The organism is Bradyrhizobium sp. SZCCHNRI3052 (assembly GCF_032484895.1).
Lineage (GTDB): Bacteria > Pseudomonadota > Alphaproteobacteria > Rhizobiales > Xanthobacteraceae > Bradyrhizobium.
In genome coordinates this window covers 151174-177175 of sequence record NZ_JAUETW010000012.1, presented here as the reverse complement: position 1 = coordinate 177175, position 26002 = coordinate 151174, and the positions used below count along the sequence as shown (strand labels likewise).

The 26002-nt window shown below is 66.8% G+C and carries 20 protein-coding genes and 1 tRNA gene; 10 read left to right on the top strand and 11 right to left on the bottom strand.

Features of this window, described 5'->3' with window-relative positions; translation table 11 throughout:
- Positions 1-38 precede the first annotated feature (38 nt).
- From QW887_RS27515 to QW887_RS27500, 4 genes are all read right to left on the bottom strand, one after another.
- Positions 39-2054 (bottom strand): HAMP domain-containing methyl-accepting chemotaxis protein, encoded by a 2016-nt coding sequence (locus tag QW887_RS27515; protein WP_315715429.1) that lies wholly within the window; start codon positions 2052-2054, stop codon positions 39-41.
- 35 nt (positions 2055-2089) lie between these two features.
- Complete coding sequence (locus QW887_RS27510; protein ID WP_410052622.1) at positions 2090-3067, bottom strand: TRAP transporter substrate-binding protein; 978 nt, start codon at positions 3065-3067, stop codon at positions 2090-2092.
- A gap of 241 nt (positions 3068-3308) precedes the next feature.
- The gene (locus QW887_RS27505; RefSeq protein WP_315715273.1) at positions 3309-3953 is read right to left on the bottom strand and encodes an NAD(P)H-binding protein; all 645 of its coding nucleotides are present in this window, start codon (positions 3951-3953) and stop codon (positions 3309-3311) included.
- 150 nt (positions 3954-4103) lie between these two features.
- A complete protein-coding gene (locus QW887_RS27500; protein ID WP_315715272.1) occupies positions 4104-6416 on the bottom strand; it encodes a Tex family protein in 2313 nt (770 codons plus the stop codon).
- Between the two features lie 196 nt (positions 6417-6612).
- Between QW887_RS27500 and QW887_RS27495 the strand changes: the two genes are divergently transcribed.
- Entirely contained in the window at positions 6613-8673 is a 2061-nt protein-coding gene (locus QW887_RS27495; protein WP_315715271.1) for an ATP-dependent helicase, read from the top strand.
- A 292-nt stretch (positions 8674-8965) separates the two neighbouring features.
- Here the strand turns inward: QW887_RS27495 and QW887_RS27490 are convergent, their stop codons facing one another.
- Positions 8966-9925 carry a fatty acid desaturase family protein gene (locus QW887_RS27490; protein ID WP_315715270.1) on the bottom strand — a complete coding sequence of 320 codons (960 nt, stop codon included), beginning with the start codon at positions 9923-9925 and terminating at the stop codon, positions 8966-8968.
- A 14-nt stretch (positions 9926-9939) separates the two neighbouring features.
- Positions 9940-10971 (bottom strand): alpha/beta fold hydrolase, encoded by a 1032-nt coding sequence (locus QW887_RS27485; protein ID WP_315715269.1) that lies wholly within the window; start codon positions 10969-10971, stop codon positions 9940-9942.
- A 926-nt stretch (positions 10972-11897) separates the two neighbouring features.
- Here QW887_RS27485 and QW887_RS27480 point away from each other — a divergent pair.
- Both QW887_RS27480 and QW887_RS27475 read left to right on the top strand, forming a co-directional pair.
- Complete coding sequence (locus QW887_RS27480) at positions 11898-12935, top strand: LLM class flavin-dependent oxidoreductase (RefSeq protein ID WP_316195468.1); 1038 nt, start codon at positions 11898-11900, stop codon at positions 12933-12935.
- 238 nt (positions 12936-13173) lie between these two features.
- Entirely contained in the window at positions 13174-13560 is a 387-nt protein-coding gene (locus QW887_RS27475) for a hypothetical protein (protein ID WP_315752282.1), read from the top strand.
- Between the two features lie 38 nt (positions 13561-13598).
- On the opposite strand, the gene QW887_RS27470 is transcribed toward QW887_RS27475, so the two are convergent.
- The 3 genes from QW887_RS27470 to QW887_RS27460 form a co-directional block, all read right to left on the bottom strand.
- Positions 13599-15704: a tetratricopeptide repeat protein gene (locus QW887_RS27470; RefSeq protein ID WP_316195466.1), complete on the bottom strand. Its 2106-nt coding sequence runs from the start codon at positions 15702-15704 to the stop codon at positions 13599-13601.
- A gap of 81 nt (positions 15705-15785) precedes the next feature.
- A complete protein-coding gene (locus tag QW887_RS27465) occupies positions 15786-16478 on the bottom strand; it encodes a flavin reductase family protein (RefSeq protein ID WP_315715264.1) in 693 nt (230 codons plus the stop codon).
- Between the two features lie 190 nt (positions 16479-16668).
- Positions 16669-16745: transfer RNA gene (locus tag QW887_RS27460), tRNA-Arg, on the bottom strand.
- A 394-nt stretch (positions 16746-17139) separates the two neighbouring features.
- Here QW887_RS27460 and QW887_RS27455 point away from each other — a divergent pair.
- Genes QW887_RS27455 through QW887_RS27445 form a run of 3 tightly spaced genes read left to right on the top strand, consistent with a single transcriptional unit; the run spans position 17140 to position 19647 of the window.
- Positions 17140-18063, top strand: a complete 924-nt coding sequence (locus QW887_RS27455; RefSeq protein ID WP_315752284.1) for a fused MFS/spermidine synthase — start codon at positions 17140-17142, stop codon at positions 18061-18063.
- Positions 18060-18677: a fused MFS/spermidine synthase gene (locus QW887_RS27450; protein WP_315715262.1), complete on the top strand. Its 618-nt coding sequence runs from the start codon at positions 18060-18062 to the stop codon at positions 18675-18677. Before QW887_RS27455 ends, QW887_RS27450 begins: the two co-directional genes overlap by 4 nt.
- A 25-nt stretch (positions 18678-18702) precedes the next feature.
- Positions 18703-19647 (top strand): M28 family peptidase, encoded by a 945-nt coding sequence (locus tag QW887_RS27445; RefSeq protein WP_315752285.1) that lies wholly within the window; start codon positions 18703-18705, stop codon positions 19645-19647.
- Positions 19648-19675: 28 nt separating this feature from the next.
- Here QW887_RS27445 and QW887_RS27440 read toward each other — a convergent pair whose 3' ends face one another.
- Positions 19676-21802, bottom strand: a complete 2127-nt coding sequence (locus QW887_RS27440) for an NAD(P)/FAD-dependent oxidoreductase (protein ID WP_316170971.1) — start codon at positions 21800-21802, stop codon at positions 19676-19678.
- Between the two features lie 370 nt (positions 21803-22172).
- Between QW887_RS27440 and QW887_RS27435 the strand changes: the two genes are divergently transcribed.
- The 3 genes from QW887_RS27435 to QW887_RS27425 all read left to right on the top strand — a co-directional run bounded on the left by QW887_RS27435 (position 22173) and on the right by QW887_RS27425 (position 23860).
- Positions 22173-22874, top strand: a complete 702-nt coding sequence (locus tag QW887_RS27435; protein WP_409977942.1) for a hypothetical protein — start codon at positions 22173-22175, stop codon at positions 22872-22874.
- A gap of 100 nt (positions 22875-22974) precedes the next feature.
- Entirely contained in the window at positions 22975-23559 is a 585-nt protein-coding gene (locus QW887_RS27430) for a YidB family protein (RefSeq protein ID WP_315752288.1), read from the top strand.
- A 34-nt stretch (positions 23560-23593) separates the two neighbouring features.
- Positions 23594-23860 carry a GlsB/YeaQ/YmgE family stress response membrane protein gene (locus QW887_RS27425; RefSeq protein ID WP_315715257.1) on the top strand — a complete coding sequence of 89 codons (267 nt, stop codon included), beginning with the start codon at positions 23594-23596 and terminating at the stop codon, positions 23858-23860.
- A gap of 54 nt (positions 23861-23914) precedes the next feature.
- On the opposite strand, the gene QW887_RS27420 is transcribed toward QW887_RS27425, so the two are convergent.
- The gene (locus QW887_RS27420) at positions 23915-24694 is read right to left on the bottom strand and encodes an SDR family oxidoreductase (RefSeq protein WP_315715256.1); all 780 of its coding nucleotides are present in this window, start codon (positions 24692-24694) and stop codon (positions 23915-23917) included.
- A 233-nt stretch (positions 24695-24927) separates the two neighbouring features.
- On the opposite strand from QW887_RS27420, the gene QW887_RS27415 reads away from it, so the two are divergent.
- Positions 24928-25992 (top strand): acyl-CoA dehydrogenase family protein, encoded by a 1065-nt coding sequence (locus QW887_RS27415; RefSeq protein WP_315715255.1) that lies wholly within the window; start codon positions 24928-24930, stop codon positions 25990-25992.
- Positions 25993-26002 lie beyond the last annotated feature (10 nt).

Genomic DNA, 26002 nt, shown 5'->3' with positions numbered 1-26002 from the left:
GTCCCCTGCGTCAACTCCACTCGCCACCGGTTTGCGGCTCACGCCGCCGTTCGGATCGTCTGCAGGAAGTCGGCGACATTGCTCTTCAGCGAAGCGGCCTGCTGCTGCAGCGCCGCGGCCGCCGCCAGCGCAGCTTCAGCGCCGGCATCGGTTTGCCCGGCCACGTTGCGCACGTCGCCGATCTCCTGCGTGACCGCCGCCGTACCGCTGGCCGCCTGCTCGACGTTGCGGGCAATCTCGCTGGTCGCCGCCCCCTGCTGCTCAACCGCGGCGGCGATCGCATTGGAGATCTCGGCAATCTCCCGCACGGTCGTGCCGAACTGGGCGATCGCGCCGACCGTCTCCTGCGTCGCGCTCTGGATGGTCGCGATCTGGCTCGAGATCTGCTCCGTCGCCTGCGCGGTCTGCGACGCCAGGTTCTTCACTTCGCTCGCGACGATCGCAAATCCGCGGCCGGCCTCGCCGGCGCGCGCCGCCTCGATGGTGGCGTTGAGCGCCAGCAGGTTGGTCTGGCTCGCGATCGCCTGGATCAGCTGCACGATGGTGCCGATCCTCTCCGCCGCGCTGGACAGCCCGTCGATCAGCTCGGATGTCCGCTGCGTCTCGTGCGTCGCCCGGGTCGACACCGTGACCGAGCGCTGGACCTGGGAGGAGATCTCCCTGATCGAGGCCGCGAGCTCCTGGGTCGCCGAGGCCACGGTCTGCACATTGACGGAGGCCTGCTCGGCCCGGCTGGCGACCGCTTCCGCAAGGCCACGGCCGCGTTCGGCGACGCGCGCCAGCTCGCTGGCGCTCTCGCCCATCTCAGTCGCACGCCCGCCGACGCCGGTGATGACACCCTGCATGCCCTGCTCGAATCGACCAGCCAGATCGGACATCATGCGGGCGCGCTCGGCCTCCGCAGCTTCACGCTGTGCCGCAGCCTCCTGCTCCATGCGGCGCACGGCAAGCGCGTTGTCACGGAAAATCTCCACGGCGCGCGCCATCCGGCCGATCTCGTCGCGCTGCTCGCCGCCGGGAATCGGCTGATCCAATTCGCCGGCCGCCAGCGACTGCATGCGGTCGGTCATGCCGCGGATCGGGGTCGACACGCTGGCGCCGATCAGCCAAGCCAGCACCGCTCCGAATATCACCGCTGCGGCTGCGGTCACGATCACGGTCTGCTTGGTATCTTCGACCGCGACGCCGGTCCTCGCGGCCTGCTCTGCACGCGCGGTACCAAGCTGCCGGTTGATCTGGCTGACCTGGGTATCGATCGAGGCGCTCGCCTTGGCGAGCTCCGCCTGCTTGGCGCGCAGGTCAGCGGCCACCTTGATCACCTCCTCGAGCGCGGCGGCATCCGCCGTGAGAGCCTCTTTCAGCGCAGCAACCAGCGCCTTCAGCTTGGCATCATCGACACCCGCGATCTCGCCCTCCGTATCGGCAATCGCGAGCTTCGCATAGACGAAGGTGAGCCTGGCATCGTCGGCATCGCCATTCGATAACGTGTTGGTATAGCGCATCACCGCAATGCGAACCGCGTCGACGACGCTGGCCAGACGTAACGGATTCATCAGCGGCTCGCTGCCCACACGATTGGCAAGGGCAACCTGGATGCCGCCCATGTTGATGCCGGCAACGGCGCCCAATGCGTCGGTCTTGGTCGTCGCCGCCCGCAGGCGGTCCACGGCCTCGGCTGCGGCAGCGAACGACGAGCGGTAGGCCGCCAGCGCGTTCCGTACCGGCCCAACGCCGTCAGCCAGCACCTTCAGTCCGCCGGACTGCTTCTCGACCTGATCGGCGAGACCGCCGACGGCGTCGATGGCCTTGCTGGCCGCATCCTTGTCACCGACGTTCCAGGTCCGGACGAATCTCTCGACCGCGCCGTTGGCGCCGAGCAGCGCGGCACGCACCTGCGACATGCCGGCGTCCCCGGCCGCGCTGGTAACGAGTTCATCCACGGTGCCGCCGATGCGGCCGACCTGGACCATGGCGAAGCCGCCAAGCAACACCAGGAAGCTCAGGATCAGGGCGAAGCCGCCGAAGATGCGCGGGCGGACGCCGATCCAAGACATCAGAGAAGACAATTTCATCGATTTGCCCGGCTGTTTCACGGAGTGGACCTGATGGTGGCGAGCAGCTCCTTGCCGAAGCGCTTCTCGAAGTCGGCATCGAGCGGCCTGACCGCATCGACGAAGGTCTTGCGGTCGAACGTCTCGATCACCTCCATGCCGGTCTTGCGCAACTCATCGAGCTTCTGCGCATCGAGCTGGGCCTGCCAGGTGACCTCCGCAGCCGCCTTGGCGGCGGCAACCAGCGCATCACGATCCGCCGCATCGAGATGGTCGAACATCGCGCGGTTGGCGACGAAGGCGATCGGCGCGAAGAAATGCCCAGTGAGCGTCAGATATTTCTGCACCTCGTCGAAGCGATTGGCCGCGATGGTGGCAACCGGATTTTCCTGACCGTCGAGCCGACCGTCCTTGAGCGCGGCATAGACCAGCGGGAAATCCATCGGCATCACGTCGGCGCCGAGCGCCTTGAAAGTCATCTGGTAGACCGGATTGGGGATCACGCGGATCCTGAGTCCCTTGACGTCATCGACGGTACGGACCGGGCGCTTCGAGTTGGTGAGATTGCGAAAGCCCTGCTTGCCCAGCGCCAGCAGCACCAGTCCCTTGTCGGCGAACTTGGCGCCGATCGCGGCGGCGACCGGCCCTTGCGCAACCGCCTTGGCATGCGCAGTGTCGCGGAACAGGAACGGGATGTCGAAGACGCCAAGCTCGGGGACCACCGCGCTGGCGATGCCGCCGGACACCACGGCCACGTCCACTGCGCCGCTCTGGGTTGCAGCCAGCACCGCCGCCTCGCTGCCGAATGCGTTGCCCGCACGCTCATCAATGATGAGCCGCTTGCCGGCCAACGCCTGCAGCTTCACGCGAAATTCGTCCGACCCGACCTGCTGCGGGTTCTGAATCTGCGAGTTGTAGACCAGCGACACCATTCGCGGAGACGCCGTCGCCGCTTGGGATCCGAGCAGGGTTCCCACCAATGCCAAGAAACAAAATTCAAGCAGCTGTCTGCGCATAAAACACCGGGCTGTTTTTCCTCGATGCACAACTAACAGCGAGATATGGTTAAGATGTTAAGATGCGATTCCCGTCTTGCCCGCTCCAGCCATTCACTCGCTGATAGTCGCATGCGAGAGAGCCGTAAAACTACGGAGCGCCGTCGACCAGTCGATCCGGGCCTGAGGCGCGGCGCGATATCAGATTTCGATTTACCGTAAATAGCGAGACCGGGCCGCTACGCAAGAGCGGCAGGCTCGATCATCGGCGCATGGCCCCTGACAGCATCACTCGCTTGCCGGCAACCGTAGGAACAGCCATCAGCAGCGCGTTGGCGACGTCCGCCGCCGCGATGGGCTTGTAGTTCGCCGGGATCAGTAAGCCGATGATGTTGTTCAGCCTGTTGCCCCATTCCTCGCCCGGACGACTCGGCTGTCCGAGCTCCGCCCGCGGGCCGACTAGCAGCGAAGGCCGCGCGATCACCAGTCCCTCGAAGGGCAACGCGGTCAGATCGTCCTCGAGCTCGCCTTTCACCCGGCTATAGAAGACGCGCGACCTGCTGTCGGCGCCCATCGCGCTGACCAGACCAACGCGCCTGGTGCCGCTCGCGAGCGCGGCCTTGGCGACGGCGAGGTTGGCGTCGTGATCGATGGCGCGGAAGGCGGCCTGGCTTCCGGCCACCTTGATCGTGGTCCCGAGAGCCAGATAGAGCTCGTCGGCCGGCGGCAGGGACGGCAGCGCGGTGAAATCCACGACATGCGCCGTCAGCTTGGGCGAATGGTCAGGCGGCGCGCGGCGGCCGACGACATGCACATGATCCACGGCCGGGTCGGCAAGCAGACCGCGAAGCAGCTCCCGTCCCACCAGCCCAGTCGCGCCGGCAATGATCACGGTCCGGTTCGTCATGCGCGGCCCCCACTCACAACTCGCCGCCCAAGGTAAGCCTGGCCGCGGAGATAGGGAAGACCGCAACGACACGACGCCGAATGCCATGGCGCCCCAGAAATGACGCCGCAGACGAGACATTCCCTCCGCGGCGCCTCGTCACCATTCGCCTCAGGCGCCCTTGCGCCGCTCTGCGGCCTTGGCCATCGCCGCGGCGAACGCGCCGCCGCCAGACGGCTTCTCCTCACGCGAGGTCATGCGCCCCGCGGGCGGGCGTGCGCTGGTCCGCTTCTCGCCCTTGGCCGGCAGCGGATCGGACAGCCGAAGCGTCAGCGAGATGCGGTTGCGCAGCACATCGACGTCGAGCACCTTGACCTTCACGACCTGCCCCGGCTTCACCACCTCGCGCGGATCGTTGATGCGCTTCTCCGACATCGCCGAGATGTGGATCAGGCCGTCCTGGTGCACGCCGATATCGGCGAAGGCGCCGAACGCCGCGACGTTGGTGATAGTCGCCTCCAGGATCATGCCGGGCTTGAGATGGGTGATCTTCTCGACGCCCTCCTGGAAGGTCGCGGTCTTGAACTCCGGGCGCGGATCGCGGCCGGGCTTCTCCAGCTCCTTGATGATGTCGGTCACGGTCGGGACGCCGAAGCGCTCGTCGGCGAATTTCGCCGGATTAAGCGTCTTCAAGGTTTTGGTGTCGCCGATCAGCACCTTGATGTCGCTCTTGGTCGTCTCGAGAATCTTCTTCACGACCGGATAGGATTCCGGGTGGACACCGGAGGCATCGAGCGGGTTGTCGCCATCGCGGATGCGCAGGAAGCCGGCGCACTGCTCGAACGCCTTCGGTCCGAGCCGCGGCACCTCCTTGAGCTTGTCGCGGGTCGGGAACGGACCATTGGCGTCGCGATGCGCGACGATGTTCTGCGCCAGGCTCTCGCCGATGCCCGACACCCGCGCCAGCAGCGGCGCCGAGGCGGTGTTGAGATCGACGCCGACGGCATTCACGCAGTCCTCGACGGTGGCATCGAGCGCGCGGGCGAGCTCATACTGGTTGAGATCGTGCTGATACTGGCCGACGCCGATCGAGGCCGGCGGCACCTTGACGAGTTCGCCGAGCGGATCCTGCAGGCGGCGCGCGATCGAGACGGCGCCGCGGATCGAGACGTCGAGATTGGGGAATTCCTTCGCAGCGAACTCCGAGGCCGAATAGACCGACGCGCCGGCTTCCGACACGATCGCCTTGGTCAGCTTGAGATCCGGCTTCAGCTTCATCAAATCGTTGACGAGCTTCTCGGTCTCGCGCGACGCCGTGCCGTTGCCGATCGCGACGAGATCGATGCCGTGCTTCACGCAGAGCTGCGCCAGGGTCAGCATGCTTTCGTTCCACTGCCGCTGCGGCTCGTGCGGATAGATCGTGGCGTGATCGACGAACTTGCCGGTGCGGTCGATGACCGCGACCTTGACGCCGGTGCGGAAGCCCGGATCGAGCCCGAGCGTGGCGCGGCCGCCGGCGGGAGCTGCGAGCAGCAGATCGCGCAGGTTCGCGGCGAACACGCGCACCGCCTCCTTCTCCGCCTCCTGCCACAGCCGCATGCGGATATCGAGCGCCAGCGAGGTCTTGATGCGGGTGCGCCAGGCCCAGCGCACGGAGTCCGACAGGAACTGATCGGCCGGGCGGCCCTGGCGCGAAATGCCGAAGGTCACCGCGATACGGTTCTCATACAGCGACGGGTCCTTCGAATCCTCCGGCTCGCCATCGCCGAAATCGAGCTGCAGCACCTCTTCCTTCTCGCCGCGCAGCATCGCCAGGATGCGGTGCGACGGCAGCTTGGTGAACGGCTCGGAGAAATCGAAGTAATCAGCGAACTTGGCGCCCTCGGTCTTCTTGCCATGGCGAACGGACGACTTCACGGCGCCGCGGGTCCACATCTCCTCGCGCAGCGAGCCGACGAGGTCGGCATGCTCGGCGAAACGTTCGACCAGGATCGCGCGGGCGCCGTCGAGCGCGGCCTTGACGTCCTTGACCGGGTTGTCGCCATCCTTCTTGATGAAGGCCTTGGCCTCGACCTCCGGCGCCTTCATCGGATCACCGATCAGCATGTCGGCGAGCGGCTCGAGCCCGGCTTCCTTCGCGATCTGCGCCTTGGTGCGGCGCTTCTCCTTGAACGGCAGATAGATGTCCTCGAGCCGGGCCTTGGTGTCGGCGGTCGCCAGCGCCAGCTCGATCTCGGGCGTCATCTTGCCCTGCGCCTTGATGCTCTCGATGATCGCGGTGCGCCGTGCATCCATCTCGCGCAGATATCGCAGCCGTTCCTCCAGCGTACGCAACTGCGTGTCGTCCAGCATGCCGGTCGCCTCCTTGCGATAGCGCGCGATGAACGGCACGGTCGCGCCGCCGTCGAGCAGGTCGATCGCGGCCTGGACCTGGGCATCCTTGACTGAGAGCTCAGCAGCGATGATGGAGGCAAAATTCGACACGGTGTTCTTCCGAGATTCGTGACGGGGCTGATTGGATAGGAGTGCACGCGCGCCAGCGCAAGCGGCTGGCAGACGCTCTGTGGGCAACCGTGACAAAAAAGACCGGTTGCGAATCATGTAAAACGCTGCCGCGACCGGGCCATCGCGTTGCACATGCGGCGCAAATCACTGATTCTTGCAGGCTGAGGGACGATTCGTGCAGGCCACGGCTGCGACATATCTCGACGATCTCAATCCGGAGCAGCGCCGCGCCGTCGAGCATGGCGGTGCCTGCGCCGCGCCCGGCCCGCCGCTGCTGATCATTGCCGGCGCGGGCTCGGGCAAGACCAACACGCTCGCGCATCGCGTCGCACATCTGCTCGTCAATGGCGCCGATCCGCGCCGGATCCTGTTGATGACGTTCTCGCGCCGCGCGGCGAGCGAGATGAGCCGCAGGGTCGAGCGCATCGCCCGCAAGGTGCTGGGCGGCAAGGCCGAGCCGATCACGGCCGCGCTCACCTGGGCCGGCACGTTTCATGGCCTGGGCGCGCGGATGCTGCGCGACTACGCCGAGCGCGTCGGCCTCGACCCTGTGTTCACGATCCACGATCGCGAGGATTCCGCCGACCTGATGAATTTGGTGCGGCACGAACGCGGCCTGTCCAACACGCAGCGACGCTTTCCGACCAAGGGTACCTGCCTTGCGATCTATTCGCGCTGCGTCAACGCCGACATGCCGCTCGACGAGGCACTGGTGCGGCATTTTCCGTGGTGCGCGGAATGGGCCGGCGAGCTGAAGGGCCTGTTCGCCGCCTATGTCGAAGCCAAGCAGGCCAATGCCGTGCTCGACTACGACGACCTGCTGCTGTACTGGGCGCAGATGATGGCGGACGAAACCATCGCGCGCGAGATCGGCGATCGCTTCGACCACGTGCTGGTCGACGAATATCAGGACACGAACCGGCTGCAGTCGCAGATCCTGCTCGGCTTGAAGCCCGACGGCGCGGGACTGACGGTGGTCGGCGACGACGCGCAGTCGATCTACGCCTTCCGCGCCGCCACCGTGCGCAACATCCTGGAATTTCCCGATCAGTTCAGTCCGCGCGCCGACATCATCACGCTGGACCGCAACTACCGCTCGACGCAGCCGATCCTCACGGCGGCCAACGGCGTGATCGGGCTGGCGCGGGAGCGCTTCACCAAGAATCTGTGGACCGACCGCACGAGTTCGCGCAAGCCGCAGCTCGTGACCGTCAGCGACGAGACCGATCAGGCGCGCTACATCGTCGAGCAGGTGCTGGCGAAGCGCGAGGAAGGCATCGTGCTGAAGCAACAGGCCGTGCTGTTCCGCACGTCGTCGCACAGCGGTCCCTTGGAATTCGAGCTCACGCGCCGCAACATCCCGTTCGTGAAGTTCGGCGGGCTGAAGTTCCTCGATGCCGCCCACGTGAAGGACGTGCTGGCCTGCTTGCGCTTCGTGGCCAATCCGCGCGACCGCATCGCCGGCTTCCGCGTGCTGCATCTGATCCCGGGCATCGGCCCGGCGTCGGCGCAGCGTCTGCTCGATGCCATCAGCGCCAGTGCCGATCCGATCGCGCGCCTGTGCGAGCAGTCCGCACCGGCGCGCGCCGGCGATGACTGGACCGCGTTCGTGCGCACATTGGAGCAGCTGCGCGTCTCGGAATGGCCCGGAGATATCGAGCGTATCAGGCACTGGTATCAGCCGCATCTCGAGCGCGTTCATGAGGATGCGGAGGTGCGAACCGCCGACCTGCTGCAGCTCGAGCAGATCGCGAGCGGCTATCCGTCGCGCGAGCGTTTCCTCACCGAGCTGACGCTCGACCCGCCCGACGCCACCTCCGATCAGTCCGGCGTGCCTTTGCTCGACGAGGACTATCTGATCCTCTCCACCATCCATTCCGCCAAGGGCATGGAGTGGAATTCCGTGCACGTCCTCAACGTCGTCGACGGCTGCATGCCGTCCGATCTCGGCGCCGGCTCCAGCGCCGAATTGGAGGAAGAACGGCGGCTGCTCTATGTCGCAATGACCCGCGCCAAGGACGATCTGCATCTCCTGGTGCCGCAGCGGTTCTTCGTCCACGGCCAGCCGGTGCGCGGCGATCGTCACGTCTATGCCTCGCGCACGCGGTTCATTCCGGAGGCGCTGGTGCCGCTGTTCGAACGCACGAGCTGGCCGCGGGCGCAGCCGGGGTCGGCATATGCGCGCTCCGGGCCGCGCATCGATCTCGGCGCGCGGATGCGCGAGCGATGGCGGTGAGCCAGCGTCGCTGCGACCATATCAACACGACGCCAATCACTGCACTTCTCCCACAAGGGGCGTGCCGGGAGGACGCGCACCGGTCGGGCACGATGGCTTGCTGACATCCCTGGCGACGTGGTCGGTCTGCGCCTCCCCCGCTTGCGGGGGAGGTCGCATCGCATCGAGAGATGCGATGCGGGTGGGGGATGCTCTGGAAAGACTGCCGTTGTGGCGCCCCCACCCCAGCCCTCCCCCGCAAGCGGGAGAGGGAGCGCACCGGCCGAGCGGCGATAACTCGGATCCAAACTCATCATGGATGAGACTTCGTTTCCTTCCACTGCGCGCGAAACCACGCCCAGGTCTGCCGCGTCACGGCGACGTATCCCTGCCCGCGATATTTGATCTCGCCGTCGACGATCGCGTGCAGCTTCGGCAGCGCATGGAACGGCACCGCCGGATAGGCATGGTGCTCGACGTGATACGGCATGTTCCAGGCCAGCCAATGCACAAACCGCGTGGTGAGGGTGGTCCGCGTGTTCTGGAAGGCGCTCCTCGCATGATCGCAGCCGGTGTGCTCGGCGTAGAGATAGGGCCGCAGGATGAGTTGTCCGACGAGCAGCGGCAGCACCCAGACCCACAGCAGCAGCGCGCTGTGCAGCACCAGCGAGGCGATGAGCAGCAGTGCATAGCCCGCGACATAGGCGCGCGCCTCCCGCACGACGATCGCCCGGCGGCCCGCGGGGACCCACGGAACCGTCACCTCGCCGGTCACCGCATGCTTCAGCAGCAGCCTGAGACGGCCGGCCACCTGGACCAGGCCGGAATAGGCAATCGCGAGTTGCGTCTCGGAGCGCGGCTTGGGACCGACGATCAGCTCCGGATCGCGCAGGGGATCCTGGGTGTGGCGGTGATGCTCCCAATGGAACAGGCAGTAATATTCATAAGGCAGTCCGATCAGGAAGCCGGAGAGATAGCCGACCGCGAGGTTGAGCCTGCGGCTGTCGAAGGCGGTCTTGTGTGCGGTCTCGTGCACCGCCATGAACAGGAACGCGATGAGCACGCCCTGCACCGGCAGCAAGGACAGCGCCCAGAGCACACCATGCGTCGATGCGATCGCTCCGATCAGCGCACCCACGCCGATGATCGCGCCGTAATGGCTGAGCGTGCGTAGCACGCCCTGCATGTTGGAGCGCGTGCAGAGCTGCTGCAGCACCGGCGGTGTCAGCCGCTTCGGACGGGGCGCGAATTCGTCGGTGGGCACGTCGGTCATGTCGAGCTCGGGTGTCAGCTCTGGAGAAGGGCGGAGACGTTGGCGTTGATGAAGTCGCGATCGGCCGGGATGCGGACGGGATTGCCGGCCCGGTGGCCGTGGATCGACGGAATCGGCCGCAGCACGGCGGAGCGCGCGTTGACCAGCCCGGGCAGTTCGCGCTCATTGTCGCGCCAGTCGAAATAGCGGTCGGTCCGGCCCGGCATCAGCAGCATATGCGCGGCGATTGCCGACAGCGCCCGATCGAGATCGCCGCCGAACGCCGCGCAATTGCTGATGTCGCCGCCCTGCCAGATCGCGATCTGCGCCAGCAGATTATCGGCGTCGCGATGCGCGAAGGCGGTGTCCCAGGTCGCGGCGAGATAGTCCTCCTGCGAGCCAAAACCCTGCTCGCGCCAGACCTCGTCGCGGTAGAACTCATAGGACATCGCCCAGCCGGCATAGATGCGGCCCATGGCGCGCAGGCCGGCGACCGGCTTCTCGACGAAGCGGCCGTTGCGGAACGCGGGATCGGCCGTCAGCGCCGCCTTCACGGCATCCAGGAACAGATGGTTATACGGCGAGCAGCGCGCGCTGCCGCACACCACCGCCGCACGCTCCACCATGTCCGGATGGAGCGCGGCCCAGTGATAGGCCTGCATGCCGCCCATCGACCAGCCATAGACCAGCGCGATCCGGCTGATCCCGAACTGTTCCTCCACGAGCCGGCGCTGCACCGCGACCGCGTCGTGATAGCTGATCGACGGGAACGGCGCGTCGCCGAACAGTTCGCGCGTATTCGAGGGCGACGACGACAGGCCATTGCCGAACAGGTTCGGAATGATGATGAAGTAGCTGCTCGGATCGAGCGCGCCGCCGGGCGCGACCAGCCACTCGGTGTCGACGTGCTGGGCGCCGAACGAGGTCGGATAGAAGATGACGTTGTCCTTGGCCGCGTTCAGCGTGCCATAGGTCTTGTAGGCGAGCCGCAGTGACGGGAACGTCACGCCCGATTGCAGCACGACGTCGCCTGCCTCGAAGATCTGATAGTCGCTGCCGGTCGCCATGTGCGTGTGTCCGGGTGAGAGGTGCCTTGAGCCTACGTGATGCGTCACCGGCTCACACGCCCATTTTTTGGCATGGCATGACCGCGCAAGAGGCGCAGGCGGCAATCGCATCAGCCGAGGCCATGGGTTCGTACCCTCGCGGCCGCTCAAGCCCGAGCTTTGTCCGGATCGCGTGCCCTCTGAAACGTGAGGGCGCAGGGAAGACCGGGAGCTCGCCGCCCCCATGGCCCGCCTGCGAAAAAAATGCAGGCGGCAGGAACCACAGGTTCGGCTGGGACATCCCGGCCTTCCCTGCGCGATGGTCTTAACAGCTGCTTCGCGCTCTCCCTGGGGACCGGCTGTGTTGCCCCCATCGTCGGCGTGATGCGCTTCCGCACCATCATCCGGCTTGACCTCAGCATCGGGAGGCCAGGACCACGCGACTTGACTGTCCGCATCGGATCGTTCGTCGGCGCGACACCGCGCTGCGACCCGCTACGGCCACCGCATCCCTGCCTCGCGTCTCGTGACGACCGCGCGTACGCCCCTCATCGATGAGGCAGGATGGGCGCAGTAGAGCACACTTTCTGGAAAAACGAAAGAAAAATTTTTGCCGGTCGTCCGGACCGTCTGATCCGCCCGGTATCACGACCACCGTCATTCCGGGGCAAGGCCGAGAGGCCTTGAACCCGGAATCTCGATATTGTCTTGCGTCCATTCTGAACGACTTCGAGATTCCGGGTTCAATCGTCAACACGCAGCCGCTCCGCGCCTGCGCATCGACGATTGCCCCGGAATGACGGAGAATGGCGACGGCCCAACCTTCTCGTGATGCGCTCAAGCTCACGGAAACCTTGTGTTTCGCTTTCCTCCGCTTGCAATCCGGTGCGGCCCCTTCCAGCTGACGAGCAGAGGCCGTATGACGGCCCGACGCAACGGAATGAGACATGAGCACAGCGATCGAATTCGGCCTGGACACGTTCGGCGACGTCACCCGCAACGCGGAGGGCGCGATGGCCGCCCATGCCCAGGTGATCCGCGACGTTGTCGCGGAGGCGGTGCTCGCCGACCAGCTCGGGCTCGATTTCATCGGGCTCGGCGAGCACCATCGCGGCGATTTCGCGATCTCGGCGCCCGAGGTGGCGTTGGCGGCGATCGCCGCGCGCACCACGAAGATCAAGCTCGGCTCGGCGGTGACGGTGCTGAGCTCGGATGACCCGATCCGCGTGTTCCAGCGCTTCTCGACGCTCGACGCGGTGTCGAACAGCCGCGCCGAGGTCATCCTCGGCCGCGGCTCGTTCACCGAGTCCTTCCCGCTGTTCGGCTTCGATCTCAAGGACTACGAGGCGCTGTTCGAGGAGAAGCTCGATCTGTTCGTCAGCCTGCTGTCGCAGCAGCCACTGACCTGGCAGGGCCAGTTGCGCCCGCCGCTCAGGGATCAACTGGTCTATCCGCCGGTCGAGCATGGACGGCTGAGGGCCTGGATCGGCGTCGGCGGCAGTCCCGAGTCCGTGGTGCGCGCCGCGCATTACGAGCTGCCGCTGATGCTCGCGATCATCGGCGGCGACCCGAAACGGTTCGCGCCCTATGTCGAGCTGTACCATCGCGCGCTCAAGCAGTTCGGCCGCGAGACGAAGCCGATCGGCGTGCATTCGCCGGGCTATGTCGCCGACACCGACGAAGTGGCGCGCGAGGAGCTGTGGCCGGACTACAAGACCATGCGCGACCGCATCGGCCGCGAGCGAGGCTGGCCGCCGATGGGCCGCGACGAGTTCGTCCAGGAGGCCGATCACGGCTCGCTCTATGTCGGCTCGCCGGAGACCGTGGCGCAGAAGATCGCCGCGACGATCAAGGCGCTCGGCCTGTCGCGGTTTCAGCTGAAATACTCAGCCGGTCCGCTGCCGCATGCGAAACTGATGCGGAGCATCGAGCTGTATGGCAAAGTGGTGGCGCCGAGGGTGAGGGAGTTGCTGGCGGAGCAGTAGGTCGGCTACGCGGTCCTTCACCATGTCCGCAACCGCGCCTGGCCCTTGCATCACGGGACCTGGATCAAAGGCGCGAGCAAAACGGCTCGTTCAGGACAATCCAAGCGAGCCGATTAATAGAGCCTTCGTGACACGCATCGTAAGCTCGATGTCGCGCGTGCCTGCTCCGATCAACGGGGCGCAATCCGATCGGTTGCCCGGAGGCAGACGATAAGCTCGCGAGCCTGGGAACGAACTGATGTTGCTGAAGATCGTCGCGGTGGTCTACGGACTCTGGTTCGTCCAGGCCGCGTTGGAGCCCGGCTTCTACGACACGCCGTCTCACATGGCGAGCTCGACGCTCGCGCTCGGCGGATTGCTCGCGCTGTTCGATCACGCCTTCAGGATGGGCTGGCTGTCCGCCAACATCTGGCGGACTGTTGCGCTTGTCTACGTCGCCGACGGCCTGGTCCACGTGGTCCCGAGCGCCAAGGCCCTGATCGAGGCACAACGTTTCGAGGTGCTGGCGGGCGCTGCGGCGATCAGCTTCGTTTTCCAACTCCCGATGCTCTTCAGCTTGTGGCGATTGTCGTTTCCGTCCACGCGCTCGGATCAGACCGGTCTCGCACGCATGGCCATGCGATAAGCGTCAGGCCCTGTCAGCCTTCGACATCGCTCACCGCCTCATACCAGCCCGGGCAACAACGGCCCGCGCTCACCTGCCGCCAGCCGCGCAAGCTCCCCTGCCGTCCGCGCCAGCACACCGTCCCAAGCCATCGGCTTCTCCTGCCTGAACAGCCGCATGGTCGGATACCACGGGGTGTCGGCGCGATCGCGCAACCAGCGCCAGTCGAGCGCATAGGGCAAGAGCACCCAGACCGGACGGCCGAGCGCGCCGGCGAGATGCGCCACCGACGTGTCGACGGAGATGACGAGATCGAGCACGGCGACGGCGGCCGCGGTCTCGGCGAAGTCGCTCAGCAACGGCGCGAGATCGATGACGTCGGTGCCAAGCTCGGCGAGCCCTAGCGCATCGTCCGGCCGCGGCTCCTTCTGCAAGGAATAGAGCTGCACGCCCGGCATCACCAGCCGCGGCAGCACCGCCTGCGCGGTGAGCGAGCGCTGGCGGTCGCCCTTGTGCCTGGGATTGCCGGCCCAGACGACGCCGACCTTCAACGACGGCGCGCGCCCGAGCACGTTGCGCCACGCGGCCATCTTGATCGGATCGGCCGCGAGATAAGGCACCTCGGCCGGGATCGTCTCCAGCGTGGTGCCGAAGATGCGCGGCAGATCCATCAGCGGTGCCTGCAGATCGAATGGCGGCAGCGGCGCGCCGCGTGGCACCACGGTCACGCCCTCCAGACGGCGCAGCAGCGGCGCGATCGCCGGCTGCACCTGCAGCACGACCGGTCCCCCCATCATCCTGACGCGATCGATGTAGCGCACGAATTGCAGCGCATCGCCGATGCCATATTCGGCGAACAGCAGCAGCGTGCGTCCGTCGAGCGGCGCGCCCTGCCATTCCGGCGCGTCGAAGCGCGGCATGCCCGCGGAGAGGTCCGGACAGTCGCGGCCCCAGCGATGCTCCGCAAAGCCGTTCACGAGGTCGCCGCACATCAGCAGGAAATGCGCGTGATTGTAGCGGGCGAGCGCATTGTCGGGCGCCAGCGCGATCGCACGATGCGAGGCGGCCAGCGCCGCGTCGATGTCGCCGGCGTTGCGCAGCGCCACCGCGAGGTTGGCGTGACCCTTGGCGTAACCGGGATCGGAGGCGACGGCGCGGCGATGCGCCGCGACGGCCTCGATGGTCTCGCCGCGCATCTCGTGGATGATGCCCAGATTGGTATGCGCCGGGGCGTGATCGGGCTGCAGCGCCAGCGCGTGCTCGCAGGCGGCAATGGCCGCATCGAGCTGGCCCGTCCCGCACAGGCAGGCCGCGAGATTGCTGAGCACGACCACATCGGTGGGATCGAGCACGGCGGCGCGCCGATAGGCCTCGACGGCCTCGGCCGGGCGGTCGGCCTCATGCAGCGCGTGCCCGAGCAATCGCGCGGCATTGGCATCGCCGGGCGCGAGATCGCAGGCCTGACGATACTGTACCGCGGCCTCGGCAAAGGCGCGCTGCTTGTAGAGCACATCGCCCAGGCTGAGATGCAGGCCGGCATCGGCCGGCTGCGCCGCCAGCGCATGCAGATAGGCGGGCACGGCCTCGTCATATCTGGCCTGGTCGGCGAGCACATGCGCCAGCGCCCGCCATGCACCGGGATAGGAGGGCTCGCGCTCGAGCAACTCGCGATAAGCCGCTTCCGCCTCGGCAAGTCGCCCCTGCCGGTTGAAGGCGAGCGCGAGATTCCAGCGCGCGTGCCCGAGCGCGGGATCGAGCGTCAGCGCATGGCGATAGGCGGCCTCGGCCTCGGCGAAGCGCGACAGCTCGAGCAGCGCGCTGCCGAGCCTGCTGTGAATCGCCGCATCGAGCGGCCGCAAAGCCGCTGCGCGCGCGAACGCATCGGCGGCGCCCTTGCGCTCGCCTTTCACCGCGAGCGCATCGCCGAGCGTGACATAGGCCGGCGCATGGTGGGGATCGCGGGCGAAGACGCGCCCGAGCAGCTCCGCACCCTCCGCCATGCCGCCGTCGGCGAAGGCGAGGATCGCGGACAGATGCAGCGCCGGCAGATGATCCGGCACCGCTTGGAGGATGTCGCTGCAAAGCGCCTTGGCCGGACCGGCGCGCCCCGCATTGTAATGATCAGCCGCCTCGATCAGCAGCCGGTCGACAGCCACAGCCCCCATGATGTCCCCACCTCTCGCACTCGAATGCAAGCTTCAACGTGCGGCCGGGCGATTCCAGGCGAGACTCCAGGCCGAGCCGGCTCAGCCTGCCGCCACCTCCATTCGCATGGCCGCCTCGCGGGCGCGCTCGACGTCGGGCGTGCGATAGGCCGCCTCCGGAATGGTGCCCAGCCGCGACTCGTGAAGGCGCGCGCCCAGGCCATAGAACTGCTGGAAGCTCATGATCAGCGGCCGCCATTTGTCCGGGTCGATGCGGTCACGCGTACCGTCCATCAGGATGGCCTCATCGACATGGACCCGCTGCACCCGCACCTCGAAGCACTGGATGTGCCCCTTCAGGATCGCGTCGTCGTCGGCGATGCCATGCACCGACTCGATGCGGGCTTCGAGCTGCACCGCGCATTCCGCGACGCGCGGAGCCGCAACGGTTTCCGACGCCGTTGCGGTCAACCCGGCGGCGGCGAACTTGTCGGACACGTGGCGGTAGCCCTTGCGCTGCTTCATCGCCGGCACCGGGTCCGATCCCGTGGTCAGCGCCAGGCGATCGACGGCGGCGACGAGATCGACCGACGGCAGGTTCAGCACGCACTCGCCGGTGCGGCGCATGTTCTGCGGCGTCTTCGATCCGGCGGCGAGGCCCAGCATGCAGCGCCAGCCGAGCCAGAATGCCGACGACATCGGCGCGAGATTGAAGCCGCCGTCCTCGTTGACGGTGCTGATGAGGACGACCGGCGTCCCGAAATAGAGGATGCCCGGCTCGATGGTCGTATGCATGGAAAGCTCTCCAGGGTGATGCATCTCGGCGGCGATTGCGCGCGCCGCGCGGACGGGGCTCAGGCCGCCGTCTCACTCGGAGAAGTTCCTCGATGGCAGCGAAGCGCTCCACCCGATTCCCGAACGGGCCGGATCAGGCGCGCCCTGGGTTTGATCTGGAGATTGTCTGCGCGTGCAAGGCTGCGGCAGATGGCGATCCCGGCATGACTCGAACATGCGACCTACGGTTTAGGAAACCGCCGCTCTATCCAGCTGAGCTACGGGACCGGAGCCTGCACCGAAGTGCACCTGCTTCGCCGCCTCCATAGCAGACCCGGCCACCGACCGGAAGCCTCTCCGGTCGGAGCCTGGACCGGGCGGCCGACCGGGGCACAACGACGCTCGGATCCCCTGACGGGACGACGACGGGAACGCAGCCGCGCGATCCCGGTTAGAGCGGGGCCGCTCATGCCCGATCACACCCCCGTTTGGGAGGGGCGGTTTGACTATCCGGACGGCAGCCGATGGTCTAAGAGAACGGCGCCAATCCGGAACCCGGCCTCGGGATTGCCGTATTGGTCGTGCCTGAGCGCATCTCGTGGCCGGGCCAGGCGTCCGGCGCCACGAGATCCGCTCGATCCAGCGCGCCTGCCCATTTCAGCCGAGGGACACAGACAAGTCGATGCTCATCCGGTCGGTCATTTCAGGCGTGTTCGCAAGCTTCCTCTCCATCGCCGCCGCAAGCGCGCAGGACACCCGCCACCTGCTGGAGTCGAAGGAGTCGCTCTACAACAACATCTATGTCTATGAGCAGGCGCCCTACCGCAGCATGACGTTCGGTCACAACCGGCGCATCTATACCGAGAGCGTCTACAACACCCAGGACGAGCTCGATCTGCCGGTCGACTATACCCGCTTCATGACCGCGAGCGTCATGTACGCAAAGAATGTCAGCTCGGTCCTGGAGATCGGCTTCGGCGGCGGCCGCACCGCCTGGTACCTGCACCGCTTCCTGCCCAAGGTGCAGGTGACGTCGGTCGAGCTCGACCCGACCGTGCTGGAGCTCGCCAAGAAATATTTCGGCATCAAGGAGGAGCCGAACTTCCACGTCGCCAACCGCGACGGCCGGCTGTTCGTGCAGGAATCCAAGGAGCGCTACGACATCATCCTGATCGACGCCTATCGCGGACCGTTCGTGCCGTTCCACCTGCTGACCAAGGAATTCTACCAGCTCGTCAAGGAGCATCTCGCCGAGGGCGGCGTGGTGGCGCAGAACGTCGAGCCGTCGACCATGCTGTTCGACGCCGCGGTCAAGACCATCCACAGCGTGTTCCCGCAGGTCGACTTCTACGAGGCCGGCGGCAACATCGTGATGGTCGCCTATCCCGGCGACGAGCGGAAGCCCGAGGATCTCGCCGCCATCGCGCAGGAGCGCGACAAGGAATTCGGCTTCCGCTACAAGCTCGCCGACATGCTGGCGCAGCGCAAGCGCATCGACATCGATAACGGCCAGGTGATCGACGCCAAGGCCAAGGTGCTGACCGACGACTTCGCGCCGGTCGAGGCGCTGAAGAGCATCGAGCGCCACAACAAGAAGCTGCCATGAGCGCGCCGGTGTCCCGCGCCGGCATGCTGGCGATCTATCTCTGTTCGTTCCTGGTCGGCTGCGTGCTGATGGGCTTCGAGATGCTCGGCAGCCGCTACCTCAACCCGTATTTCGGCAGCGGCATCGGCGCCTGGGCCAGCCTGATCTCGACCGTGCTGTGCGCGCTCGCGATCGGCTATTTCGCCGGCAGCGCCATCGTCGACCGGCAGCCGACGACGCGCACCATCGGCACCATGATCCTGATCGCCGCCGCCTACATGGCGCTGGTTCCGGCGACCGCCGACACCGTCATGGCCGACATCCTCGACAGCATCGGCGACGGACCGATGGCGACGCTGATGGCCTCGACCGCGCTGCTGCTGGTGCCGCTGACCCTGCTCGGCACCTTCTCGCCGATCGCCGTCAGCCTGTTGACGCGCTCGGCCGGCGAGGCCGGCCGTGTCGCCGGATTGGTCTATGGCGTCTCGACCATCGGCAACGTCGTCGGCACGCTGGTCACGACGTTCGCGCTGATTCCGACGATCGGCTCGCGCGCGATCACCTATTATTTCGCCGTGGCGCTGGCTGGCTGCGCCGGCATCCTGTTCATTCCCTTCGGCAAGAAGACGTCCTGATTTTCATCATTGAAGAGCTTTGCGGATGACTGAGTTCTGGCCTCGCCTCGCCGCCACCGCGACAGCGGCCGTATTGCTGCTGATATCGCCGACCGCCTACGCCGCGGACGCGCAGATCGAATTGTGGGACGGTCAGCGCGCAATGGCTGTCATCGCCGATCTGCTGCGGTTCACGCCGCGATCGATGGGCGAGCCGGGACATCAGAAAACGATCGACTACATCAAGGCAGCGATGGCCAAGAGCGCGGCGGACGCCGTGCTCACGCAGAGCTTCACCGCCAAGGGCGATGACGGCAAGGCGATCCCGCTGACCAACATCATCGCCCGCTTCCAGGTGCAGAACCCGCGGCGCGTCATCGTCGCCACCCATTACGACAGCATCATCAAGGCCTATCGCGATCCCAAATCGCCGGACGCACCGATGCCGGGCGCCAACAACTCCGCCTCGGCGGTGGCGCTGCTGCTCGAGACCGCACGCGTGCTGTCGCTGTCGCCGAAGCCCGACGTCGGCATCGACATGATCTTCTTCGACGGCGAGGAGGGGCCGAAATCGCTCGGCGCCGGCGATCCGACCTGGCGCCCGCTGGGCTCGCCGCATTTCGCGGCCAACCTGAAGACCTATTATCCGACGCACAAGCCGGAGAAGGCAGTCGATTTCGACATGGTCTGCGACAAGGATCTCAAGCTGCAGCCGGAGCCGTCGTCGCTGGCCTCGGCGTTGCCCGAGGTCAAGAGGTTCTGGAGCATCGGCAGCCGTATCGCGCCATCGGCGTTCTCGCCGGAGCCCACGGCGTATCCGATCAGCGACGACCACACGGCGCTGCAGCAGGCCGGCATTCCGAGCTTCCTCGTCATCGACTTCGACTACGAGCCCTATTTCAACACCACGCAGGATACGATCGAGCAGTGCTCGGCGCAGAGCCTGGAGACCGTCGGCCGCACCCTGCTGCGCTACCTCTATACGCCTTGATACGCCCGAGCTGCGGCAGGCGCCGCGCTCAGGCCGCCCGCGGCCGCGCCGTCACCGCGTCCGACGCGACTGCCGATGCGCGCGCCAGCAGACCCGGCACCAGCGCCTCGGCCGCCTCCGCGCCCGAGATCACCACGGCCTCGACGCCCGCTCCGGCATTGCCGCCGCCGGCGATGACGAGATTGCGCACCGGCGCCTTGGCGCCCTTCAGCCGTCCCGACTGCGCCACGCCATAGATCGCGCCGGCGCTGGCGAGATCATAGCGTGCATAGGTCACCGGGCTGGCGTCGGTCCGATAGACGATATGCCTGGACAAGTCGGGAATGACGGTCGCGGCAGCGGCAACCATGGCATCGCCGAGCTGCTGCTTGCGGGCCTCGTAGTCCGGCGAGCGCCGCCACGCCTTCCAGTCGTCGCCGCCCTCGCCCGGAAACCAGCGCGTGGCCTGATCGTGCGGCACGAGGGTGATGATCGTCATCGTGGCATGGCCTTCGGGCGCCGCCGACGGGTCGAGCTTGGACATCACGGCAAGGCCGATTCCCATCGGCGTATCGAGATGCGTGGCGGGCGCGATGTCGGGCACGATGTCGAGGCCGAGATGCACCGAGAAGCACGACGTCGCCGGCGCGAGGGTGCGGGCACGCTCGCGAAAACCGGCGGGCAGATCGTCGGGACTCAGAAGCTCGGTGAAGGTACGGCCGAGATCGGCATTCGAGACCACCGCCTGCGCGCGGACCGTGCGGCCGTTGCCGAGCACGACGCCGACGGCGCGGCCCTCCTCGACCAGGATGCGGGTGACCCTGGATTTCAGATGCACCTCGCCATCCCTGGCGGTGACCGCCTCGGCGAGCACGTCCGCGAGGCGGCCGGAGCCGCCGACCGGATAGAAGCCACCCTTGAAATAGTAGCCGAAGATCGGGACCATCTGGGCGCAGCTCAGCGTCTCGCTGCCGTCGCCGAGATAGCCCGACAGCGCATTGAGATAGGCGATGAGTTCGGGATCGGAGACATGGGCGGCGACGAGCTCATCGAACGGGCGGTTCATCCACCTGAACGCCTGCGGATGCTTGCGCGGGAAGGCCAGCATCTCCTCCAATGTGGCGGGCATGCCGGGAATGCCGCTGCGACCCTGCCCCGTCGCGTACATGCTTTCGAAAATGGCATGGATGGTGTCGAACAGCCGGGTGAGCCCGTCCGCGCTGGCGGGAAACATCTCGCAGAGCAGTCGGACATAAGCACGCCAGTCCGCTGGCACGTCGACGCGGCGGCCGGCGAGACGGTAGGAGTGGGTGACCCGCCGCCACTGGATGCGGTCGGCGACGCCGAGCCGGCGCAGCACGCTGTCGACAGGCCCGCCCGGCCAGACGCCGGAGAAATCGTGCGGCCCTGCATCGAAGCGATACAGCACCGGCTTGTTGTCGTGGTGAGCCTTGCGAAGATAAGTGTGGCAGAAGCCGCCCGGCACCACGTGGTGATCGAACACCTTCACCTTCAACCCGGACTCCGCGAGCAGGGCGGCGGCCGTCAGCCCGCCGATTCCGGCGCCGATCACCGCGACGTCGCAGTCGACGCCGGCCGCGGGGGTGAAGCCCGGTGCCGGCCAATGGCACTCCTCGCGCGCGGCCCGCATGCGCAGCAAGGCCTGGCGAATTGCGAAGCGCGGGCCGAAGATCGAGATCAGCGCGCCGCCGACGACGATCATCGTCGCGATCCAGGAGGCGACGCCGGCCCAGCGGCACAGGCCGAGGACCAGGAACAGGACGCCCCAGAGCCCGGTCATCATCATGTTGATCAGGTGGAATTGGGGCGTCGAGGCGCTGTCGGCATAGGCCGAGCGGGAATAGTCCGCGGTCCAGGGACGGCCGACGACGAGCGAAGCGAAGCTGATGAGGCCGAGCCCTGCGAAGGACAGCCACAGCGCGTTGCCGGCCGTCCAATTCGGCGCGACGTCGTTGGCGATCGCCAGCACGACGAAAAGGGCGAGGCTTCCGAGCTCCAGCAGCGCGAGCTCGCTCCGGGAGGCTCGCCAGACGTTGGCGGCGAGCGCCAGGGCCAGCGCGGACCACACCGCCCATGCCGGCTGATGCCAGGCCAGCAGGGTCCAGAACGCGACGAACGGCAACAGCGCCAGCTTGACCGTGAGGAACACTTTCATCGCAGCCTCTCCTCCGCACCGGGCGGCGCAGATCATCTTTCCATTGTCAAGATATTCATAGAAGCGCTTGCCCGGTCTCGTCAACACCAATCTTTCCAACGTCAAGATTAGTTTCGTCAACTACGGCGGGATGAAAATGGTGGAAAAATGCTGCGTATCGTTCCGGCGCCACAGCAAGGCGCGATTCACGAACGGCGCTGCCGTCATTGCCGGCCCGACTGTGGCAACGAGATCACGGAACCACGGCAGATAAAGAAGAAAGTCTCAATTTACGCAGCATTGGAGTCACACCCCGCCGCAAAATGGCGACAATCTCCCGTCATCTGAGGCGGGGAGCCGCTGAGGATTACCGTTCGTGTACCCACCCCGCCTGCCAGTACTGGTCTTTGCAGCGATCACCTGCCTGCCTGCCGTGCAACCTCAACGCGCGCACGCGGAATGGTGGAGCCGCTCCCCGACGGATTTCGAGGAGTGTGCCGACGCTGCCGAGAAGTCCGCCTCCAAGGAGGAGAAGACGGCGGCGCTGGCGCAATGCAACGCGAAATTTGCCGGGAGACGGAAGCCGGGCGGCGGCTACGTCTATTACGACTTCATGCAGGATCGCAGCTTCGACATCGCCGGCCCCAATCCCACGGCCGAAGAGCAGAAGTTCATCGACCAGCAGTATACGCAATACCTCGAGCGCCAGCGCCACGCCAACATGAGCTCGGCGATGATGTCGCGGCCGCAAACGCAGGACCTCCAGCCCTCGCTCCGGGACATGACGGCGCGGGCCGCGATCGAGCCGCCGAAGCCGGCCATGCCGGCCCCGCCGCCGCAACGGCCGAACAAGCCCCCGGCCGCGACCGCGCAGGGCGGATTGCCGCCGCCGACGTCGAACGTGGAGGCACGCGCCCGCATCAAGGCAGCGCAATGCGCCAAGGACGGCTGGCGCCGCGATTCGTTCTCCTGCAACTTTCCGGTCCTGTCGGAGAAGCTCGACGAGCTGAAGCGGATGTTCACCGGCCCGAGCCAGGCCGCAGCCGCACCGCCCGGAGCCAAGGCGCCGAAACGGGCCGAAGCCCGGAACTGAGCCGCGCGCGACACGTTCCCCTGTGCGACGAATCTGACCGCGGCTTGTAACGCCGCGTGCAAGCCCATAGGTTTGTCGGCGCGGGGCGCAGGAGCAGGTCATGGGTCTACTCGATATCCTCAACGGCATGCAGAACGGCCCGAGCGGGCCGAGTCATCCGACCACGCAGAAGAACGGCGGCATGTCGCCGATGACGATGGCGATCCTCGCTTTGCTGGCGTGGAAAGCGGTGAAGCATTTCTCGCAGAATGGACAGCAGCCGAACGCGGCGCCTGCGCCAGTCCCGCCGCCCCAGCCGACCGGGAATCAAGGCGGACCGCTCGGCGGTGCGCTTGGTGGCGGCCTCGGCAACATCATCGCCGGCGGCCTGGGCGGCCTGCTTGCGGGCGGCGCGGCCGGCAGCGTGTTGTCGGGCGGGCTCGGCGATCTCCTGCGCCAGTTCCAGGACAAAGGCCATGGCGACACCGCGAACTCCTGGGTCTCCCCCGGCGAGAACAAGCCGATCTCGCCCGGCGATCTCGCCAATGCGCTCGGCGCCGATCAGATCGATCAGCTCACCGCGCAGAGCGGGCTGTCGCGCGACGAGCTGTTGAACGGGCTGAGCCAGTACCTGCCGAAAGTGATCGATCAGCTCACGCCGGACGGTCGGCTGCCGACCGAGCATGAGTTGGCGGGCCGGATCTGACGCTCCGCGATCGTTGACGGGAAGGACGAGACTCATGCTGCACATTCTGATCGTCGGGCTGGTCGCCGGCTTCCTGGCGCGGCTTCTATCGCCGGGTCCCAACAATCCCTCCGGCTTCATCCTGACCATCGTGCTCGGAATCGTCGGCGCGTTCATCGCCACCGCCATCGGGCAGGCCATCGGCCATTACAGCCCCGACCAGGGCGCGGGCTACGTGACCGCAACCCTCGGCGCGATCGTGGTGCTGTTCATCTGGAACAGGCTGGTCGCGAGCGGCACGATCCGCGATTTCAATCGGTAACGGCCTCGCGCCACTCATCGCGAGCGACCACAGCGGCCGCTCGCCATGACGATTTCACCCCAACAGATGCATCCCCGCATCCATGCGCACGACCTCGCCGGTCATGTGGCCTGACGCCGGGCTCGCCAGGAACGCCACGAGCTGCGCGATGTCCTCAGCGGATGAAGCCGCGCGCAACGGCACCCGCGCGACCACCGCATCGCGCACCTGCTTGGCACCGGCCTCGCCGCGGCCCTTGGTGAACCAGGGCGTATCGATGTAGCCGGGGCAGACGGTGTTGACGCGGATCGCAGGCGCCAGGGCGCGCGCCAGCGATAGCGTCATCGTGTTCAGCGCGCCCTTGCTGGCGGCGTAGGCGACCGACGAGCCGATGCCGCTGATGCCGGCTACCGACGAGACGTTGACGACCGCGGACGCACGCGCCGTCGCCTTGGCCGCCGCTTCCAGCAGCGGCCGCGCGGCGCGCACCATCTGGAAGGGGCCGATGGTGTTGACTGCGAAGATGCGCTGGAAATCCTCCGCCGAAAGGCCATCGAGCTGATCGTGCGGCACGTGCTTGGTGGTGCCGGCATTGTTGACGAGGGCATCCAGCCGGCCCCAAGCCGCAGCGGCGGCGACGATCTTGCGGCAATCCTCATCGCGCGACACGTCGCCTTGAATGACGACGACCTCGACTCCTTCCTTGCGGCAGAGATCAGCGGTCTGCTCGGCTTCACTCTTGCTGTTCGAATAGTTCACGACGATGCGCATGCCGGCCTTCGCCAGCAGCAACGCGGTCGCGGCTCCGAGGCCGGACGCCGACCCCGTCACGACCGCGCACAGACCTTCAGCCATTCCGCACCTCCCTGTTTGCCTTGCTTCTTCTTAGCCAACATCGCTGCATCTGCAAAATCGGCACAATCTCCGCAGCGCGGAAATCGCTCGCCTCCATGCGGCGAGCGGACGGGGCCCTGCAGCGGGCTACGCTTGTCAGGGCCGTCGCTTGCGCTCATCATGCCGGCAAAACATCGCCGGCGCGCGCAGGACATGGCGCGCCGAGACCGACGACAACGAGGGCGAGGAGCGCTGTGGCGGAAGCTGAGAACATCGTCGTTGCGACCGCGGAAAGGATCTTCGCCGATCTCGCCGACCCGCAGACGATCAACCACGACAAGGACGGCCGCTGGACGGCACCGCTGTGGCGGGCGCTGAGCGAGGCCGGCCTGACGCTCGCCTGGGTGGGCGAGGAGTTCGGCGGCGCCGGCACTGACCTCGCCGATGGCTTTGAGATCATCAATGCCGCCGGCCGTTTTGCGATTGCGGTGCCGCTGGCCGAGACGCTGCTCGCGGGCTGGCTGCTGCAACAAGGCGGCATTGCCTCCCCCGACGGCGCCATGACGATCGCGCCGGCTCATCCGAGAGACCGGATCACGCTCGACACTGACGGCACCTTGTCCGGCCGTGCCCGCGGCGTGCCGTTCGCAAGGACGGCGCAGCACGTTGCCGTGCTCGCCGAGGGCGGAGACGGCGTGTCGATCGCGCTGGTCGAGACCGCGCGGCTGCGCATCGACGCGGGCCTCAACCTCGCCAACGATCCCAGCGACACGGTGACGTTCGACAAGATCATGCCGCTGGCATGCCGGCCGGCACCGGCCGGCTTCGACGCCACCACCTTGATGCTGATGGGCGGCGTCGCCCGCGGACTGCAGATCGCCGGCGCGCTGGATCGGCTGCTCGCGATCAGCGTCAACTATGCGGGTGAGCGCGTCGCCTTCGAGAAGCCGATCGGCAAATTCCAGGCGGTGCAGCACAACCTGGCACGGCTGGCCGGTGAGAGCGCCGCCGCGAGCGCGGCCGCGACATCCGCCGCGGATGCGATCGCGCGGGCCGCCGCATTCGACGAGGCGGTGTTTCTCGAAGCCGCCGCGGCCAAGATCCGCTGCGCCGAGGCCGCCGAGAAGGGCGCGGCGATCGCGCATCAGGTCCACGGAGCCATCGGCTTCACCACCGAGCACATCCTGCACCGCTTCTCGCTGCGCGCGCTCGCCTGGCGCGACGATTTCGGCTCCGAGAGTCATTGGGCCGTCGAGCTCGGCAAGCGCGTCGCTGCGCGCGGCGCCGATGAGCTGTGGCCGCTGGTCGCCTCGCGCTGACCACGAAGAG

Coding starts and splice junctions, on each gene's coding strand:
- QW887_RS27440 (WP_316170971.1), bottom strand. CDS start 21,802: ATGAAAGTGTTCCTCACGGTCAAGCTGGCGCTGTTGCCGTTCGTCGCG.
- QW887_RS27465 (WP_315715264.1), bottom strand. CDS start 16,478: ATGCATACGACCATCGAGCCGGGCATCCTCTATTTCGGGACGCCGGTC.
- QW887_RS27450 (WP_315715262.1), top strand. CDS start 18,060: ATGAGCGCGCCGGTGTCCCGCGCCGGCATGCTGGCGATCTATCTCTGT.
- QW887_RS27515 (WP_315715429.1), bottom strand. CDS start 2,054: ATGTCTTGGATCGGCGTCCGCCCGCGCATCTTCGGCGGCTTCGCCCTG.
- QW887_RS27485 (WP_315715269.1), bottom strand. CDS start 10,971: ATGGCGACCGGCAGCGACTATCAGATCTTCGAGGCAGGCGACGTCGTG.
- QW887_RS27445 (WP_315752285.1), top strand. CDS start 18,703: ATGACTGAGTTCTGGCCTCGCCTCGCCGCCACCGCGACAGCGGCCGTA.
- QW887_RS27470 (WP_316195466.1), bottom strand. CDS start 15,704: ATGGGGGCTGTGGCTGTCGACCGGCTGCTGATCGAGGCGGCTGATCAT.
- QW887_RS27490 (WP_315715270.1), bottom strand. CDS start 9,925: ATGACCGACGTGCCCACCGACGAATTCGCGCCCCGTCCGAAGCGGCTG.
- QW887_RS27430 (WP_315752288.1), top strand. CDS start 22,975: ATGGGTCTACTCGATATCCTCAACGGCATGCAGAACGGCCCGAGCGGG.
- QW887_RS27480 (WP_316195468.1), top strand. CDS start 11,898: ATGAGCACAGCGATCGAATTCGGCCTGGACACGTTCGGCGACGTCACC.
- QW887_RS27505 (WP_315715273.1), bottom strand. CDS start 3,953: ATGACGAACCGGACCGTGATCATTGCCGGCGCGACTGGGCTGGTGGGA.
- QW887_RS27455 (WP_315752284.1), top strand. CDS start 17,140: ATGCTCATCCGGTCGGTCATTTCAGGCGTGTTCGCAAGCTTCCTCTCC.
- QW887_RS27420 (WP_315715256.1), bottom strand. CDS start 24,694: ATGGCTGAAGGTCTGTGCGCGGTCGTGACGGGGTCGGCGTCCGGCCTC.
- QW887_RS27510 (WP_410052622.1), bottom strand. CDS start 3,067: ATGCGCAGACAGCTGCTTGAATTTTGTTTCTTGGCATTGGTGGGAACC.
- QW887_RS27425 (WP_315715257.1), top strand. CDS start 23,594: ATGCTGCACATTCTGATCGTCGGGCTGGTCGCCGGCTTCCTGGCGCGG.
- QW887_RS27475 (WP_315752282.1), top strand. CDS start 13,174: ATGTTGCTGAAGATCGTCGCGGTGGTCTACGGACTCTGGTTCGTCCAG.